This window comes from Mycobacterium sp. NGS16 (assembly GCF_059813225.1).
On sequence record NZ_JCALEE010000002.1, the window covers coordinates 201,391 to 218,153 of the forward strand.

Here is a 16,763-nt window from a genome sequence, read left to right on the forward strand (position 1 = left end):
GGCTTTGATGTGCTAATCACCGGCTCTTAGCTGCCACATCAGCGGACCGGGCCGATGCCGACGGTAGTGAACACTGAGCCCCGCCGTTACCTCCGGACCCGAAAATTCTCAGGAAAGCCTGTCCGACGATCCGGTAGCGGCGGCAACTTGTGTCACTCCTGCACCTGCCGTGGGTGATATGGGTGAAGTCGAATCGGATATCACCGCCGATAGCGCTCGTCGGAATGCCACCGCGGCCCGGTCGCAAGGCCGGGCCGCGGGTGGGTTGGCGGATTGGGTTAAGGGTTGTTGGCGCCGTTGGGGCCGATAACCGTTTGATCGCTATTCGGGTTAGGCCACCCCTGGTTGGTTTGTCCGTTATTGACCGCGTAGACATCGGCCTCGGTGCCGTTGCCGCCGGTGTGACCTGGTCCGCCCAGCCCGCCGCTTCCGCCGACGACCGTGTTGTCGTTAGCGGTCGGGTGGTCGCTGGCGCTCCCGGTGTTGGTGAGCGCGGCCCCGATGTTGCCGTCGGCGCCCTTGCCGCCGGTGCCGCCGCCGGTGCCCTTACCGCCGTCGCCGCCGGTCGCGCTGCCTCCGGTAGATGTGGTGTTCTCGCCCAGTGCGGTAACCCGGCTGTAGCCGGCGTTGCCGCCTTGGCCGCCGTCTCCTTCGCCACCGGTGCCACCCTTAGAGATGCCGCTGGCCAGAGCGTTTTCGCCACCGGCAGCAATACTTGCCTTGCCGCCGTTACCGCCGTGGCCGCCGTTGCTGGCGCTGCCACCATCGCCGCCGGTCGACGTACCATGGGCCGTCCCGCCCGGGCCGCCGAGGCTCGGGTCACCGAAGCCGCTCGTGGTCTTGGCACTCTCGATATCCGAGCTTCCGCCGTTGCCACCGACGCTGTTCGCGCCCGTGGCGTCACCACCGGCACCGCCGGTGGACTGACCGTAGGAGTTGCCGCCCGCGGCGTCGGACTCGAGTTCACCCCACGACCCATTGCCACCCCGGCCACCGTCGGTACCGGCACCACCGGCACCGCCGACCGCCGTGGCGGTGTTCCCGCCGCCGCCGATGCTGCCGCCCGCGCTGTCGACGATCAGCTGGCCGCTGCCGCCTTCGCCGCCGGTCCCGTTGTCGCCCAGCCCGCCGACCCCGCCGGTGGCGCTCGCCCCGGTGATGGTGCTGCCGGCCCCGGTCGCCGCGGCCAGGCCGAACCCGCCGAGGCCGCCTTGTCCGCCGTCGGTGCCGGCACCGCCCACACCGCCCTTCACGGTGGTGTCGGTGATGTGGGCGCCGTTGATCGCGGTGAGGCCGGCCCAGCCGCCCTGGCCCCCGGTGCCGCCGTTGGCGTCGCCGACGCCGGCATTGCCACCGGTGACGTGGCTATCGGTGACGATGCTGCCCGACCCGACGGTGGTGATATCCGCGGTACCACCGGAATTGGTGTCGCTGCCTTGCCCACCGGCGGCAGAGCTACCCGAGATCCCACCGCCGTTGGTCGCATTCAGGGACGCGGCGCCGCCATCGCCGCCGACACCAGCGTTACCGCCGGTGATGCTGCTGCCACCGACGAAGCTGTCGTCCCCATTGAGGGTGATGGTGGCAGCACCGCCGGCACCGCCGTCGGTCGCATTGCCACCGACGGCATTGGTGTCGACGACAGTGCCCCCGTGGACGAGGAAGTTGCTGGCGCCGCCGCCGTGGCCGGTGGCGCCGTCGCCACCGGTGGCGGTGCCGCCGTTGATGGTGGTGCCGGTGCCAATGGCCTGCAAGGAGCCCCGTCCGCCTGCGCCGCCGTCGACGCCGTTCTGGCCTGTACCGCCGGTGCCGCCGGCAGCGGTACCGGAGGCATGGCTTCCGACGCCCTGGGCCTGGATCCAGCCGGTCGAGCCGGCGCCGCCCTTGTTGCCGACGCCGATGCCGTTGCCGGCGTTGCCGCCCTGAGCGGTACCGCTGGCCGTGGCGCCGTTGGCGGTGGCGGCCACCTGGCCGGTGCCGGCCGCGCTGGCGTCGCCGCCGGTGCCGCCGTTGATACCGTCGCCACCGTTGGCGCCGACCGCGGTGCCGCTGGCGTTGGCTCCCAGGCCGTTGGAGAGGACTACTCCGAAGGCGCCCTTTCCTCCGATGCTGTTGTCCCCGGTGGCGTCGCCGCCATTGCCGCCGGTGGCTTCGCCCGAAGCCGTGCCGCCAAAGGCGTTGAGGCTGTAGCCGGCTTGGATCTCGCCGTCATTGCCGTCGCCACCCTTGGCATTGGCCCCGGTGGCGTCACCACCGTTGCCGCCGGTGCCCGTGCCACTGGCAGTGCCGCCGGTGGTGCCGTGTGCGTTGGCGTTCACGTCACCTTGGCCGCCGGCGCCGCCGACGCCGCCGTTGGTTCCGTCGCCGCCCTGGCCGCCGATGCCGGTGCCGTGCGCCGAGCCGTTGGTGCCGACGACGAAGATGGCACCCGTGCCGCCGGCACCGCCGGTCCCGTTGTCGCCGGCACCGCCAGCACCACCGTGCGCCTCGCCTCCGGCCGCGTTGCCGGCGCCGTCGGCGGTCACAAATCCAAGCCCGCCCGCGCCGCCGGTACCACCGTGGCTGCCATCACCGCCGGTGCCACCTGTCACCGTCGCGGTGTCAACGGCACCGCCGTTGGTTGCCGAGGCGGCGGCGTTACCACCGGCGCCGCCGGTGCCCGCCCCGTTGGCGCTCAGTCCCGATCCCGCTGCGCCACCGGTTACGTGGGTGTTGGTCACGGTGCTGTTTGGCCCGTCGGCAGTCACGGTCGCCGAACCGCCGGCAGCAGTGTCGCTGCCGTCGTTGCCGGTCGCAGAACTGTTGGTGATGGTGCCGCCGTTGCTGGCCGCCACCGTGCCGGCACCGCCACTGCCACCGCTGCCGCCGTTACCACCGGCCGCCGAGCCGTTGGTGATGGTGCTGCTCGTACCGACATTGGCGGTGACGTTGGCCGCACCACCAGAGGCGCCGTGTACGCCTGCCCCCGCGGCGCCGCCGTCGCCGCCGGTGCTGTGCGCCCCGGTGATGGTGTTGCCGGCGCCCGCAGTGATGTAGCCAAGATTGCCGCCACCGCCGACCGCACCGGCACCGGTACCGGCACCGCCGTCGCCGCCCTGCGCGGTGCCGTCGGCCTTGGCATTGGCACCGAACGCGTTGACCTGACCGCTCAGAGCGTCACCACCGGTGCCACCGGCCAGGCCGTCACCGCCGTTGCCGCCGGTGCCGGTGCCGGAAGCCTCCGCGTCCGCACCACCGGACAAGATGCTGCCGTAGCTGCCCTTACCGCCGTGGCCGCCGCCGGTCGCGTCCCCGCCGTTTCCGCCCTGTGCGGTGCCGTGCGAGGTGCCGCCTGTGCTTCCGCCTTCGGCACGAGCGCTCTGGATGTCGCCGTTGCCGCCGTGGCCGCCGGTGCTGCCGGTGCCGTCGGCGGTACCACCGTTCCCGCCGGTGGCGCTGCCGTACGAGGTGCCGCCGCTGCCACCGTCATTGGCGTTGCCGGTCTCCAGCTCACCGAAGCCGGCGGTACCGCCGTGACCGCCATTGGTGGCGTCACCACCGATGCCGCCCTGGGCCGCTGCGGCATTGCCGTCCCCGCCGATGGTGCCGCCGGCGTGGTCGACCACCAGGTAGCCGGCACCGCCGTCACCGCCGATGCTGCCCGCGCCGTCGCCGCTACCAGCGGCGCCGCCGGTGGCTGCACCCGTGATGGTGCTGCCGGCACCGATCGCTGAAGCAGCGCCGGCACCACCGATACCGCCGGTGCCGCCGTTGCTGCCCGCACCGCCGATAGCTCCCTGCACCTTGGTGTCACTGATGACAGCACCCTGGCTGGCGTTGATAGCTGCCGCGCCACCTGCGCCGCCGGTGCCACCGTTGCTGCCGGAACCACCCGCACCGCCGGTCGCACCATCGGTGCCGGTCGCAGTGCCGCCGTTGGTCGCCAGGACCGTCGCGTCGCCACCGGCGCCGCCGGTCCCGTCGTCGCCCGCACCACCGGCCCCACCGGTCGCGTCGCCCTTAGCGGTGGCCGTTCCGCTGTTGCCGGTGCCGACGGCTTCGATCCAGCCCCTGCCGCCGTCACCGCCAGTTCCGCCGTTGGTGGCGTCACCGCCCGCGCTGCCGATTCCGGTGCCGCTGCCGCTGCCACCGTTCAGGCCGATGACCGAGCCGCTGCCACCAGCGCCGCCTTGGCTGTTGGCGCCGGTGCCGGTGCCGCCGGCCCCACCGGTGGCGGTGCCGTCAGCGCTGGCATTGGGTGTCGGGGCGGGGCCGCTGGGCGTGATCTGGCCGTAGCCGGCGTCGACGATGCCTTCGCCGCCGTTGCCGCCGGCACCACCGTCGACGCCGTCACCGCCGGCCCCGCCGGTCCCGGTACCGGTCGCGGTGGTGTTGTCGCCGACCGCCTCGACATAACCGATGCCGCCGGCACCACCTGTGCCGCCGTTGATTCCGTCACCACCGGCGCCGCCGATAGCGGTGGCGTCGTGCGCGACGCTGTTGGTGGTGCCGAATCCGCCGAGGATCTCAGCCAGGCCGCCGTCACCACCGGTGCCGCCGTTGGTGCCACCATTGCCGCCGCTGCCGCCGGTGGCGGTGCCGTCAGCCTTGCTGCCGGTACCGAACGCGGAGATGTTGCCCTGACCGCCGGTGCCGCCGTGCCCACCGGCCGCGGTGGCGGTACCGGCGCCACCCGCACCGCCGTCGCCGCCCGTGGCGGTACCGGTTGCGGTGGCGTCACCGTCGTCGAAGACGCTGCCGCCGCCACCGCCGCCGCCACCGCCACCGCCGTAGCCCGGCCCGGTGGCATCCGCTTGGCCGCCGGCCCCGCCGGCGCCGCCGCTGCCGCCGACCCCACCGGTGCCTTCGCTGGCGCCATCACCACCAGCACCGCCGGCACCACCATTGCCGTTGGCGCTGCCATGGGTTCCCGCACCACCCATACCGCCGGTGCCGCCGATGCCGCCCGCCTGGGCGTCGCCGTAGGCGTCGTAAGTGCCCTTGCCGTCACCACCTCGACCGCCCTGGCCGCCCTCGCCACCGGCAGAGGATCCGGCCGTGCCGCTGGCAGCCGTGCCATTACCGTCGCCGTTCGCCCCGCCGGCGCCACCGGCTCCGGCCGTGCCGCCCTGACCGCCGGCCCCGCCGTCGCCACCATTTCCGGCAGCCTCATTGGTGCCGCCGCCGGCACCCTTGCCTCCGGCGCCACCGACGCCGCCCTTGGCGTCACCGCCGGCACCGCCCTGGCCGCCGGCTCCGGCGGTCGCGGTGGTGCCGTTCGTCGAGGTGCCGGCAGCGCCACCCTTACCGCCCGCACCGCCGTCACCGGCGACACCGCCATTGCCGCCGACACCGCCGTTGCCCCCGGCCGCACCACTGCCGTCAACAGCGTCCTGGCCCACATTCCCGGTCACACCGTTGGCGTTGCCACCGGCACCGCCGACGCCACCCTCGCCACCGTTGCCGCCCGTGGCTCCCGCGCCGGTCGCGCCCGCGCTGCCGAGCCAGCCACCGGCACCGCCCGCACCACCCGTGCCGGCGTCGCCGCCCGCGCCGCCCTCGCCACCTTTGCCGCCGTCGGTCGCAGCAGCAGACGCGGTCATGTCGGAGCCGGCGGCGCCTTCCCCACCGGCGCCCCCCTCGCCGCCGTTACCAGCCGCGCCGCCCTTGCCGCCGGCGCCGAACAGCATCGAGCCCTTACCGCCGGCACCACCGTTACCGCCCGCGCCGCCAGCTTTGCCGTTGCCGCCGTTGCCATCACCGCCGTTGGCGAAGCTGCCGGCAGCACCGGCCGCACCCATGGCCCCGTCGCCACCGTTACCGCCGGCCCCCGCGGTGCTGAAGAAGCCCCACTGGGCGGCGTCACCACCGGCACCACCGGCGCCGCCGTCGCGACCCGCGGTAATCGCCGCGCCACCGTCACCACCTGCGCCACCGTGGCTGAACCAGGAGAACGGTCCGGCCGCACCACCGTCGCCACCGTCCCCACCGTCGTAGCCGTCACCACCGGCACCACCGTCGCCGCCGAATAGACCGCCCTGGCCGCCGTTACCACCGTCGATGGGATCGGCGCTCGGGCCCGTGCCGTCGGCGTCCCAGCCCGCGCCACCGTTGCCGAAGATCCACCCACCGGGGCCGCCGTCCGGGTGCGCCTCGGTGCCCGGCGCGCCGTTACCGAACGGCTTCAGCCAGTCGATCTGGTTCCAGTCGAACGCGGCGGCAGAACCCGGCAGGTCGGCGACGGCCGAGCCGGCGGCATTCAAGTTGAGGTCGGCCAGCACCGCATCCCACGTGCTCTGACTGCCGAGGCCGTCGAAGAAGGTCGACCAGCTGGCTGGGTCCAAGACCACCTCCCAGGCGGCCTGATCACCCCAATTGGTACCGAGGTTGGTGACGGCGTCACCCAGACTCTGACCGAGCAGGTCGACGAGGACGTCATCGAAGTCGGCGCTCGCCGCCGGGGCGGCCGCCAACGGGGCCATCCCGAATGCGAGGAAGGCACCAACCGCGCTACTGGCACCGATCACCCGGCTACGGCGACGACCTTTGGATCCACGTTGACCCTGACGAGACATGGCAGCTTCCCCTTAGCTTGCACATAACGGCGGCATAACGAGCCCTGTGGGGAGTTAGGTTAACGGCTATTCTGATCGCGTCAACCCCAGTGCAAAAAGGTGGAACCGTGCAGGTTACCGATTGGTAATGGGCGTTAACATGGGATTATAGCGGTGAATCCACGCCGTCGGCCCGCCAAAATTTCTTAGAAAAGTTCTGGACTCTCAGAAAAATTCCTCCTGTCCCAACCCTCACCTGGGCAGGCCCTGGCGTGACCCGCTGACGGGGAAGCCCAGGTCAGCGAGGCGTGCGATCCCTCCGCGGTTCGGCGCCCCAGACTGTCGACCGCGCCCAGCGGTCGCAGCGGGCGTCGTCGAGCGACGACCGGTCGGCGAAAAAGCTGCGGCTCCGTCAATTTAGTGCACCTGTGGTGGACTAAACCTTCAAAAGGCATTCGGTCTGACAGGCAGCGCGTTGGATGTCTGCCATTGGCCGCGTAACCGTAAGAATTCGGCTCGGCATTAACTTGGCGCAGGAACGCTTCTTGCCGGTTATCCGTAATCGCGCTCGGCGCGCCTAACGTCTGCCGCCTCGTCGACGCTGTACGTGAGCAGCATGGATCCGTGTCATGGCCGGCGCGGGGCACCACCGCTTGACCGCTCTGCATATTCGTCCAGGCTGTCGAACCTTCTCCCCCGGTTGTTGACAGCTAGTCGGCTAACCACAACCCAGGCCGGCGAGGGCGCGCTGCGGATGACCCCGGCGCCGCAACGCAGCCGGTGGCGGAAAACGTACCGTTGTCCACCAGGCAGTGCCCAGGCTGACCGCCTCCGGCGGACGCGCTTCTCCGCCCCGGCCCGCAAAACGGTTCAGCACCGGCTGCGCCATGCGCAACCGGTGCTGAACCGGAGAACGGGCTACTACGACTGGCAGAGGTTGTCGAGCACGTCGATCTCGCCGCGCAGCTGGTCACGCAGCGGCTGCTGCACCGCGTCGTCAGGCGAGTGCCCGGCCAGGTAGTTGATGCTCAGTGCCTCCAGGGTGTCGGCCATGTCGCCGACGGCCTTGGCCAGATCGGCCGGGACGGCCGGGTTGGCTTCCAGGCGCTGGTGCAGGAACGCACCGCCGGCGAACAGCGACAGCCGGGCATTGGTGCCCACCGCCAGGTCACCGGCCAGGTCGCCAGGAACCGGGTTCTGCAGGTTGGTGTTGAACTGGGTGCCTTGGCGCACGACGGCCTGTGCGTCGCAGATCTTGCCCTTGGCTTCGTCGCGCTGGTCGCCGGAGAACTTCTGACTCGTCGACGGGTGGAACCACCCGAAGATGGCTAACACGATGCCGAGCACGGCCAAGGCCAAAGCGGCGATCGTCGGCACCGACAGGCCCTGCGAAGAAGTGGAAGATTTCGGAAAACCCGCGGTCTTGGGCTTGGTGGGCTTGGTCGATGACGGCGAATCAGTGGGGGGAGTCTCAGGCATTGCGCGATCGTAACGGTAGTCACCCGAATAGTCACGCGAAACCGGGCAGCGGCGCGTTGGGCGGTACCCTCATGTGCGATGTTCAGCACTGAGCTGCCGACCACCGCGCGGCGACTGACCGGTTGGGGCCGCACCGCGCCGAGTGTGGCGCAGGTGCTGTCGACCCCGGATGTCGAGGTCATCGCCAAGGCCGTGGCGCGGGCGTCCGATGACGGGAGCCGGGGCGTGATCGCCCGCGGGCTGGGCCGTTCTTATGGCGACAACGCCCAGAACGGCGGCGGCCTGGTGATCGATATGACCGCGCTGAACCGGATCCATTCGATCTCTTCGGATCGCGGCGTCGTCGACGTCGACGGTGGGGTGAGCCTGGATCAGTTGATGAAGGCGGCGTTGCCCTTCGGGTTGTGGGTGCCGGTGCTGCCCGGGACTCGCCAGGTCACCATCGGTGGAGCGATCGCCTGCGACATTCACGGCAAGAACCACCACAGTGAAGGCAGCTTCGGCAACCACGTGGTGTCGATGGAGTTGCTGACCGCCGACGGGTCGGTGCGGCACCTGACGCCAGCCGGCCCCGAGGCCGAGCTGTTCTGGGCCACCGTCGGCGGCAACGGCCTGACCGGAATCATCCTGCGCGCCACGATCGCCATGACGCCGACCGAGACGGCGTATTTCATCAACGACGGCGACAACACCGCCACCCTTGACGAGACCATCGCCTTCCACAGCGACGGCAGCGAGGCCGACTACACCTATTCCAGTGCGTGGTTCGACGCCATCAGCCCGCCGCCGAAGCTGGGCCGCGCCACCATCACCCGCGGGCGCCTAGCGCTGCGCGACGAACTGCCGGCCAAGCTCGCCAAAAACCCGCTGAAGTTCGACGCACCGCAATTGATGACGGTGCCCGATGTCTTCCCCAACGGGTTGATGAACAAGTTGAGCCTGAGCGCCATCGGTGAGCTGTACTACCGTCGCGGCGGCCACTATCGCGGCAAGGTGCAGAACCTGACGCAGTTCTATCACCCGCTGGATCTGCTCGGTGAGTGGAACCGCGGCTACGGTCCGGCCGGCTTCGCGCAGTACCAGTTCCTGGTGCCCACCGAGGCCGTCGAGGAGTTCAAGAGCATCATCATCGACATCCAAGCCAGCGGGCACTACTCGGCGCTGAACGTGTTCAAGCTGTTCGGACCGGGAAACCAGGCGCCGCTGAGCTTCCCGATGCCCGGCTGGAACGTCTGCCTGGACTTCCCGATGAAGCCCGGCCTCAACACGCTGCTCAATGAGCTCGACCGCCGGGTGCTCGAGTTCGGCGGGCGCCTCTACACCGCCAAGGATTCCCGCACGACTGCGGAGATGTTCCACGCCATGTACCCCCGCATCGACGAATGGATCGCGATGCGCCGCAAGGTCGATCCCGACGGGATTTTCGCCTCGGACATGGCCCGACGTTTGGAGCTGCTGTAGATGGTGCTTGACGCCACCGGAAATCCCCAGTCCATCCTGCTGCTGGGCGGCACGTCTGAGATCGGGCTGGCGATCTGTGCACGCTACCTGCGCAACGCCTCGGCGAGCGTGGTGCTGGCCTGCCTGCCCGGTGATCCCGGGCGGGACGGCGCGGTGGCGGCGATGGAGGCCGCCGGCGCCAAGTCGGTGCAGGTGATCGACTTCGACGCCCTCGACACCGGGTCGCATCCGGCGATGATCGAGAAGGCGTTCAGTGCCGGCGACATCGATGTCGCGATCGTCGCGTTCGGCATGGACGCCGACCCCGAGGAGCTCTGGCACAACCAGGCCAAAGCCGTGCAGGTCGCCGAGATCAATTACACCGCAGGGGTTTCGGTGGGTGTCCTGCTGGCGAACAAGATGGGCGCCCAGGGCTTCGGGCAGATCATCGTGATGAGCTCGGTGGCCGGTGAACGGGTGCGCCGGACCAACTTCGTCTACGGCTCCACCAAGGCCGGGCTCGACGGCTTCTACCTCGGCTTGGGTGAGGCACTGCGGGACGACGGGGTGCGGGTGCTGGTGATCCGGCCCGGACAGGTCCGCACCCGGTTCTCCGCGCACGTCAAGGAAGCGCCGTTGACCGTCGACAAGGAGGACGTCGCCGAGCTGGCGGTGACCGCCGCCGCCAAGGGCAAGGAATTGGTTTGGGCGCCAGGGGCTTTCCGCTACGTCATGATGGTGCTGCGGCACGTCCCGCGGGTGATCTTCCGCCGGCTGCCCATCTGATCCCGGTCGCCTTCCCTATGCCGAGCACCCCGCACCGCCGCCCCCCATCGAGTGTGCGTCTTGGCACGAAATCACCGGGATCTCGCGCCCAAACCGCACGCTCGGCGCGCTGCCACCCCCAGGCCGCCACCCGTTGTCGCTCAAAGGCGGGCAACGGCCACACCTCCTCCGCCGCCGCCGACTCGATGGGCCGCCGCTGATGCGCACGGCGCTGGCCACCGTCGGGCAGATGGTCCTGGCGAGCCTCATCGCCGTCGTCGTCGCAGTGGTCGCCCTGGTGGCGATCGCCCGGGTGCAGTGGCCGGCCTACCCGTCGTCGAACCAACTGCACGCGCTGACCACCGTCGGGCAGGTCGGTAGCCTGGCCGGGCTGGCCTGCGCCGCGTGGCTGTGGCGACGGGGGCGCCGCGCGCTGGGCTGGCTGGCGGCGGTGGCGTTCACCAGCGCGTTCTCGGTGGTGACGCTGGCGATGCCGCTGGGCGCCACCAAGCTCTACCTGTTCGGGATCTCGGTGGACCAGCAGTTCCGCACCGAATACCTCACCCGGATGGCCGACAGCCCGGCGTTGGCCGACATGACCTACCGCGGGCTGCCGCCGTTCTACCCGCCGGGCTGGTTCTGGCTGGGCGGGCGGGCCGCGGCGCTGACCGGGCTGCCGGCTTGGGAGATGTACAAGCCGTGGGCGATCACCTCGATCGCCGTGGCAGTCGCGGTCGCGCTGGTGCTGTGGAACAAGATGATCCGCTTCGAGTACGCGCTGCTCGTCACGATCGCGGGCGCAGCGGTGACGCTGGCCTACAGCTCGCCGGAGCCCTACGCGGCGATGATCACCGTGCTGCTTCCGCCGGTGCTGATCCTGGCCTGGTCGGGCCTGCGCGCCGGCGGCGCCAACGGCTGGGGGGCGGTCGCCGGAGCCGGCCTCTTCCTCGGCTTCGCCGCCACCTTCTACACCCTGCTGGTGGCCTACAGCGCGTTCACCGTGACGCTGATGGCGCTGGTGCTGGCCGGGCTCAACGCCCGCAACGGCATCAAAGCCGCACTCAACCCCCTGGCCAGGCTCACCGTGATCGGGGTGCTCGCGGTGGCCATCGCCTCGATCACCTGGACGCCGTACCTGCTGCGCACCCGGCATCACCCGGTCAGCGATACCGGCAGCGCCCGGCATTACCTGCCCGGCGACGGCGCCGAGCTGAGCTTCCCGATGCTGCAGTTCACCCTGCTCGGAGCGCTGTGCCTGCTAGGCACGCTGTGGCTGGTGGCCCGGGCCGGCAAGTCAACCCGGGCGGGGGCGCTGGCGATCGGGGTCGTGGGGGTCTACGCCTGGTCCATGCTGTCGATGTTGTCGACGCTGGCGCGCACCACGCTGCTGAGTTTCCGGCTGCAGCCGACGCTGACGGTGCTGCTGGCCACCGCCGGGGTGTTCGGCTTCGTCGAGGGCGCCCGGGCACTCGGCCGGGCCGCGACCGGTTGGCACACCATCGTGTATCCGGTCGCCACTGCGGTGGGGCTGGCGGGGGCGCTGGCGTTCAGCCAGGACATCCCCGAAGTGTTGCGGCCCGACATCACCGTCGCCTACACCGACACCGACGGGCACGGCGAACGCGGCGACCGGCGCCCGCCCGGAGCGGCGAAGTACTACGAGGCCGTCGACGCTGCCATCACCAAGGCCACCGGCAAGCCCCGGGACGAGACCGTGGTGCTCACCGCCGACTACAGCTTCCTGTCCTTTTATCCCTATTGGGGTTTCCAGGGCCTGACGAGCCACTACGCCAACCCGCTGGCGCAATTCTCCGCGCGGGCCGCCGCGATCGAGGCCTGGTCGAAGTTGGAGACCACCGAACAGTTCACCCGCGCGCTCGACGACCTGCCGTGGCCGGCGCCGACGGTGTTTCTGATGCGCCCCGGATCGGGGAACACGTACACGCTGCGGCTGGCCAAGGACGTCTACCCCAACCACCCCAACGTGCGCCGCTACACCGTCGACCTCGCTGCCGAGCTGTTCGACGGGCCGGCGTTCAGCGTGGAGAAGATCGGTCCGTTTGTGCTGGCGGTGCGGCGGTGATCCGGTTCGCCACCTCGGCGGCAACCGTCAACGTATGGCGGTCGGTAGCGGCCGCATAGCGGTCGGTCTCGGGGTCGTAGGTGGCCCCGGCGATCGAACCGTGATCGGCGGACAGCTCGCCCAACTGCACCGGCCACCGGTGGTGTGCCAGGGCGGCGGCGAACTCGCGGCTGGCCGTCACCGGAACGACGTCGTCGGATGTGCCGTGCAGCAACGTGATCGGGCAGCGCCGATCGCCCGGCAGCCCGGCCGCCGGGGCCTTGCCGCTGATCGGGTCGGGCACCATGAACGCGCCGGCAAGGCAGACCACGTGGGAGAAGCTGACGCCGTACCGGCTCGCGTGAATCGCCAGCCCTGCCGCCGCGGCGCCGCCCATCGACCAGCCCACCAGAACCAGGCCGTCGGCGTCGGCAGCCCGTTCGCGCGCGAACTGCACCGAGCGCAGCAGATCTGCGCGCCCGCCGTCGTCGTTGTGGGAATTCCAGTCCGGCACCAGCACATGCAAGCCGTGACCGGCCACCAGTTCGGCGAGCGGCCGGACCGCCGAGCGGGCGTCGGGCTGCTTGCCGTGCCACAGCAGAGCGGCCCGACGGCAACGCTCACCGAACACATCGACCAGCCGGCCGGGGGCGTACTCGAGTGTCTCCACCATGCAAGTCTGCCCGGCCGACACACCAGGCGGCGCCGCTGAGGCCACCGATAGCATCTAGGTCCGTGACCGATACGCGCGCCGACTTCCGGATCGCTCGGGCCGTCGCCGTCGTCGCCGGCGTACTGGGCACCTTGCTGGCGATCCTCACCCCGCTGTTGCCGGTCAAGCAGACCACCGCCGAGCTGAACTGGCCGCAGCACGGCGCGTTGACCAGCGTGCAGGCACCGCTGATCAGCTATGTGGCCACCGACTTGGATATCACCGTGCCGTGCCAGGCCGCGGCCGGACTCACCAAGACCAAGACCGTGCTGCTGTCCACGGTGCCCAAACAGGCGCCCAAGGCCGTCGACCGCGGACTGCTCATCGAACGCGTCAACGATGACCTGGTTCTGGTGGTCCGCAACGTGCCGGTGGTGGTGGCACCGCTGTCGGCGGTGCTCGGCCCGGACTGCCAGAAGCTGACGTTCACCGCGCACGCCGACCGGGTCACCGCCGAGTTCGTCGGCCTCAAATACGGGCCCAACGCCGAACACCCCGGCTCGCCGCTGAAAGGCACCCGCAGCGGCTATGACTTCCGGCCGCAGATCGTCGGCGTCTACACCGACCTGGACGGGCCGGCACCGGACGGGCTGGACTTCACCGCCACCGTCGACACCCGCTACTCCAGCGCCCCGACCCCACTCAAGCTGGCCGCGATGATCCTCGGGGTGGCGCTGACCGTCATCGCGCTGATCGCCCTGCACATCCTGGACACCGCCGACGGCACCCGGCACCGCCGTTTCCTGCCGGCCCGCTGGTGGTCGATGTCGCCACTGGACGCCCTGGTCACATGCGTGCTGGTGTGGTGGCACTTCGTCGGCGCCAACACCAGCGACGACGGCTACATCCTGACCATGGCGCGGATCTCCGAGCACGCCGGCTACATGGCCAACTTCTACCGCTGGTTCGGCACCCCCGAGGCGCCGTTCGGCTGGTACTACGACCTGCTGGCGGTATGGGCGCACGTCTCGACCACCAGCATCTGGATGCGGCTGCCCACCCTGGGTATGGCGCTGGCCTGCTGGTGGCTGATCAGCCGCGAGGTGATCCCGCGACTGGGTCACGCCGTCAAGCACAGCAGCGCGGCGGCCTGGACCGCGGCGGGGCTGTTCCTGGCGTTCTGGCTGCCGCTGAACAACGGGCTGCGCCCCGAGCCGATCATCGCGCTGGGCATCCTGGCGACCTGGTGCTCGGTGGAACGGGCGGTGGCCACCAGCCGGCTGCTGCCGCTGGCGATCGCCTGCATCATCGGTGCGCTGACACTGTTCTCCGGGCCAACGGGCATCGCCTCCATCGGTGCGCTGCTGGTGGCGATCGGGCCGCTGCGCACCATCTTGCACCGGCGCTCGGCGCAGTTCGGGCTGGCGCCGCTGCTGGCGCCGATCGCCGCCGCGGTCTCCATCACCGCGATCGTGATCTTCCGCGACCAGACCCTGGCCGGGGAGATCGAGGCCAGCACGCTGAAGTCCGCAGTCGGGCCCAGCCTGGCCTGGTTCGAGGAGCACGTCCGCTACGAGCGGCTGTTCCTGGCTACCCCGGACGGGTCGGTGGCGCGCCGCTTCCCCGTGCTGGCGCTCGGTGTGGCCCTGGTGGTGAGCGTGGCGATGGCGTTACGCAAGGGGCGGATTCCCGGCACCGCGGCCGGGCCGAGCCGGCGCATCATCGGGATCACCATCATCTCGTTCATCGCGATGATGTTCACCCCCACCAAGTGGACGCACCACTTCGGGGTGTTCGCCGGGCTGGCCGGGTCCCTGGGCGCGCTGGCCGCCGTCGCGGTGGGTGCCGCGGCGATGCACTCGCGGCGCAACCGGACGCTGTTCGCCGCGCTGGTGCTGTTCATCACCGCGCTGTCGTTCGCCAGCGTCAACGGCTGGTGGTACGTCTCCAACTTCGGGGTGCCGTGGTCGAACGCGTTCCCCAAGTGGCATCTGGCGTTCGCCACCATGGGGGTGGGGCTGACGGTGCTGGCCCTGCTGGTGGCGGCCTGGTTCCATTTCGTCAACGGCGAAGACCGGCCACCGCGCTTTCCTGCGCTGTCCGGCTATCCGCTGGCGATCGCCTCCTGGGTGCTGATCCTGTTCGAAGTGGTGTCGCTGACGGCGTCGATGCTCGGCCAGTACCCGGCGTGGACGGTGGGCCGGTCCAACCTGGACGCCCTGACCGGCAAGACCTGCGGGCTGGCCGACGATGTGCTGGTCGAGCAGGACCCCAACGCCGGAATGCTCACCCCGGTCGATACCCCGGTAGCCGACGCCCTGGGCGCGACGTTCTCGACCGGGTTCGGTCCCAACGGAATCCCCGCCGACGTCACCGCCGACCAGGTGATCGGCCCGCCTGGACTGGGCCGGCTCGCCGACGACGACGCGGAACCCACCGGCGAGAACACCGGTGAGGCCGGCACCGAGGGCGGCGTGAGCGCGGCCGAGGGGATCAACGGGTCCCGGGCCCGGCTGCCCTACAAGCTCGACCCGGCCCGGGTGCCGGTGCTGGGTAGCTGGCGCCCCGGCATTCAAGTGCCGGCACTGCTGCGCTCGGCGTGGTACCGGCTGCCCACCGACCGGGCCAACGCCGGGCCGCTGCTGGTAGTGGCGGCCGCCGGCCGCTTCGACCGGGGCGAGGTCACCGCGCAGTGGGCCACCGAGTCCGGCGCCGCGAACGACAAGCCGGGCGGCACCATCGAATTCGGTGACATCGGCGCGGTGCCGGCGTGGCGCAACCTGCGCGCGCCGCTGTCCGCGATCCCGCCCGAGGCCACCCGGATCCGGTTGGTGGTCCGCGACGACGACCTGGCGCCCCAGCACTGGATCGCGGTGACCCCGCCGCGCGTTCCGCAGCTGAGTAGCCTGCAGCAGGTGGTCGGCTCTTCGGATCCGGTGCTGTTGGACTGGCTGGTCGGGCTGGCGTTCCCCTGCCAGCGCCCGTTCGGGCACCGCAACGGGGTGACCGAGGTGCCCAAGTGGCGGATCCTGCCGGACCGGTTCGGCGCCGAGGCGAACTCGCCGGTGATGGACAACAACGGGGGCGGCCCGCTGGGCATCACCGAACTGCTGGTGCGCGCGACCACGGTGCCCAGCTATCTGGCCGACGACTGGTTCCGCGACTGGGGAGCCCTGCAGCAGCTGACGCCGTACTACAAGGCGACGCCGGCTGAGCTGGAGCTGGGCACGGCCGTCCGGTCCGGGTGGTGGAGCCCCGCGCCACTGCGGCACTGATCTCCACCACCCGTTTCACCTCTTCCGCCATCCGCCTCACTTTCCCCACCCGCCACCGGACCAGGGATATGTGGCAGTTGCCCGCCTTTGAGCGACAACTCGCGTTATGTCAGCCCGTGGTGACAGGGTCCGGTCATGACGAACGCGATAACACTGCGCGGCATTGAACTGCGCTACGTATTGACCCATTACCTGCATCACCACGGGCCGGCCGACATCACCGAACTGGCCGCGGAACTGGACTCTCGCGGCTTCGCCGTCCAGGGGCGCCCGTCGAAGGCGATCTCGGACGCCCTGCGCTGGGAACGCGAACACGGCCGGGTGTTCCGGGCCGGCCGGGGCCGATACCGGCCGGCATCCATGCCGCGCAGCACCGAGTACCGGATCCACCGGCGGGTGATGGCGCTGCGGGCTCAGGCCGCGGGACAGGGCCCCCGCCACAAGCTGACATAACGTGAGTTGTCGCTCAAAGGCGGGCAACAATCACATATCTCCGGCTGGCGGCAGGGCAACGAGGACGGCCTCCCCGCGGGGCGGGGTCCCGGCTTCGCGGCTCC

At 70.6% G+C, this 16,763-nt stretch carries 8 protein-coding genes; 5 read left to right on the top strand and 3 right to left on the bottom strand.

The genetic code is table 11. The annotated features are described in order from the left end of the window. Positions 1 to 278 precede the first annotated feature (278 nt). Positions 279 to 6,506, bottom strand: coding sequence for a beta strand repeat-containing protein (locus tag AC5Y4Q_RS06660; protein ID WP_499958450.1), 6,228 nt, complete (start codon positions 6,504 to 6,506; stop codon positions 279 to 281). Between the two features lie 948 nt (positions 6,507 to 7,454). Beyond that, positions 7,455 to 8,012 (bottom strand): hypothetical protein, encoded by a 558-nt coding sequence (locus tag AC5Y4Q_RS06665; RefSeq protein ID WP_234786371.1) that lies wholly within the window; start codon positions 8,010 to 8,012, stop codon positions 7,455 to 7,457. A gap of 78 nt (positions 8,013 to 8,090) precedes the next feature. Here AC5Y4Q_RS06665 and dprE1 point away from each other — a divergent pair, with 78 nt between their 5' ends. The 3 genes from dprE1 (at position 8,091) to AC5Y4Q_RS06680 (ending at position 12,300) form a co-directional block, all read left to right on the top strand. Beyond that, positions 8,091 to 9,473 (top strand): decaprenylphosphoryl-beta-D-ribose oxidase, encoded by a 1,383-nt coding sequence (gene dprE1, locus AC5Y4Q_RS06670; RefSeq protein WP_499958452.1) that lies wholly within the window; start codon positions 8,091 to 8,093, stop codon positions 9,471 to 9,473. Then, a complete protein-coding gene (gene dprE2 / locus AC5Y4Q_RS06675) occupies positions 9,474 to 10,238 on the top strand; it encodes a decaprenylphospho-beta-D-erythro-pentofuranosid-2-ulose 2-reductase (protein ID WP_499958453.1) in 765 nt (254 codons plus the stop codon). A 199-nt stretch (positions 10,239 to 10,437) separates the two neighbouring features. Continuing rightward, the gene (locus tag AC5Y4Q_RS06680; RefSeq protein WP_499958455.1) at positions 10,438 to 12,300 is read left to right on the top strand and encodes a galactan 5-O-arabinofuranosyltransferase; all 1,863 of its coding nucleotides are present in this window, start codon (positions 10,438 to 10,440) and stop codon (positions 12,298 to 12,300) included. On the opposite strand, the gene AC5Y4Q_RS06685 is transcribed toward AC5Y4Q_RS06680, so the two are convergent. Then, positions 12,254 to 12,949 carry an alpha/beta hydrolase family protein gene (locus tag AC5Y4Q_RS06685; RefSeq protein WP_499958456.1) on the bottom strand — a complete coding sequence of 232 codons (696 nt, stop codon included), beginning with the start codon at positions 12,947 to 12,949 and terminating at the stop codon, positions 12,254 to 12,256. The two genes, AC5Y4Q_RS06680 and AC5Y4Q_RS06685, sit on opposite strands and share 47 nt — an antisense overlap. Before the next feature lie 38 nt (positions 12,950 to 12,987). Here AC5Y4Q_RS06685 and AC5Y4Q_RS06690 point away from each other — a divergent pair, with 38 nt between their 5' ends. Then, complete coding sequence (locus AC5Y4Q_RS06690) at positions 12,988 to 16,206, top strand: arabinosyltransferase domain-containing protein (protein WP_109535790.1); 3,219 nt, start codon at positions 12,988 to 12,990, stop codon at positions 16,204 to 16,206. A gap of 135 nt (positions 16,207 to 16,341) precedes the next feature. Further along, on the top strand, positions 16,342 to 16,659 hold the full coding sequence (locus AC5Y4Q_RS06695; protein WP_499958457.1) for a hypothetical protein: 318 nt from the start codon (positions 16,342 to 16,344) through the stop codon (positions 16,657 to 16,659). Positions 16,660 to 16,763: the final 104 nt, after the last annotated feature.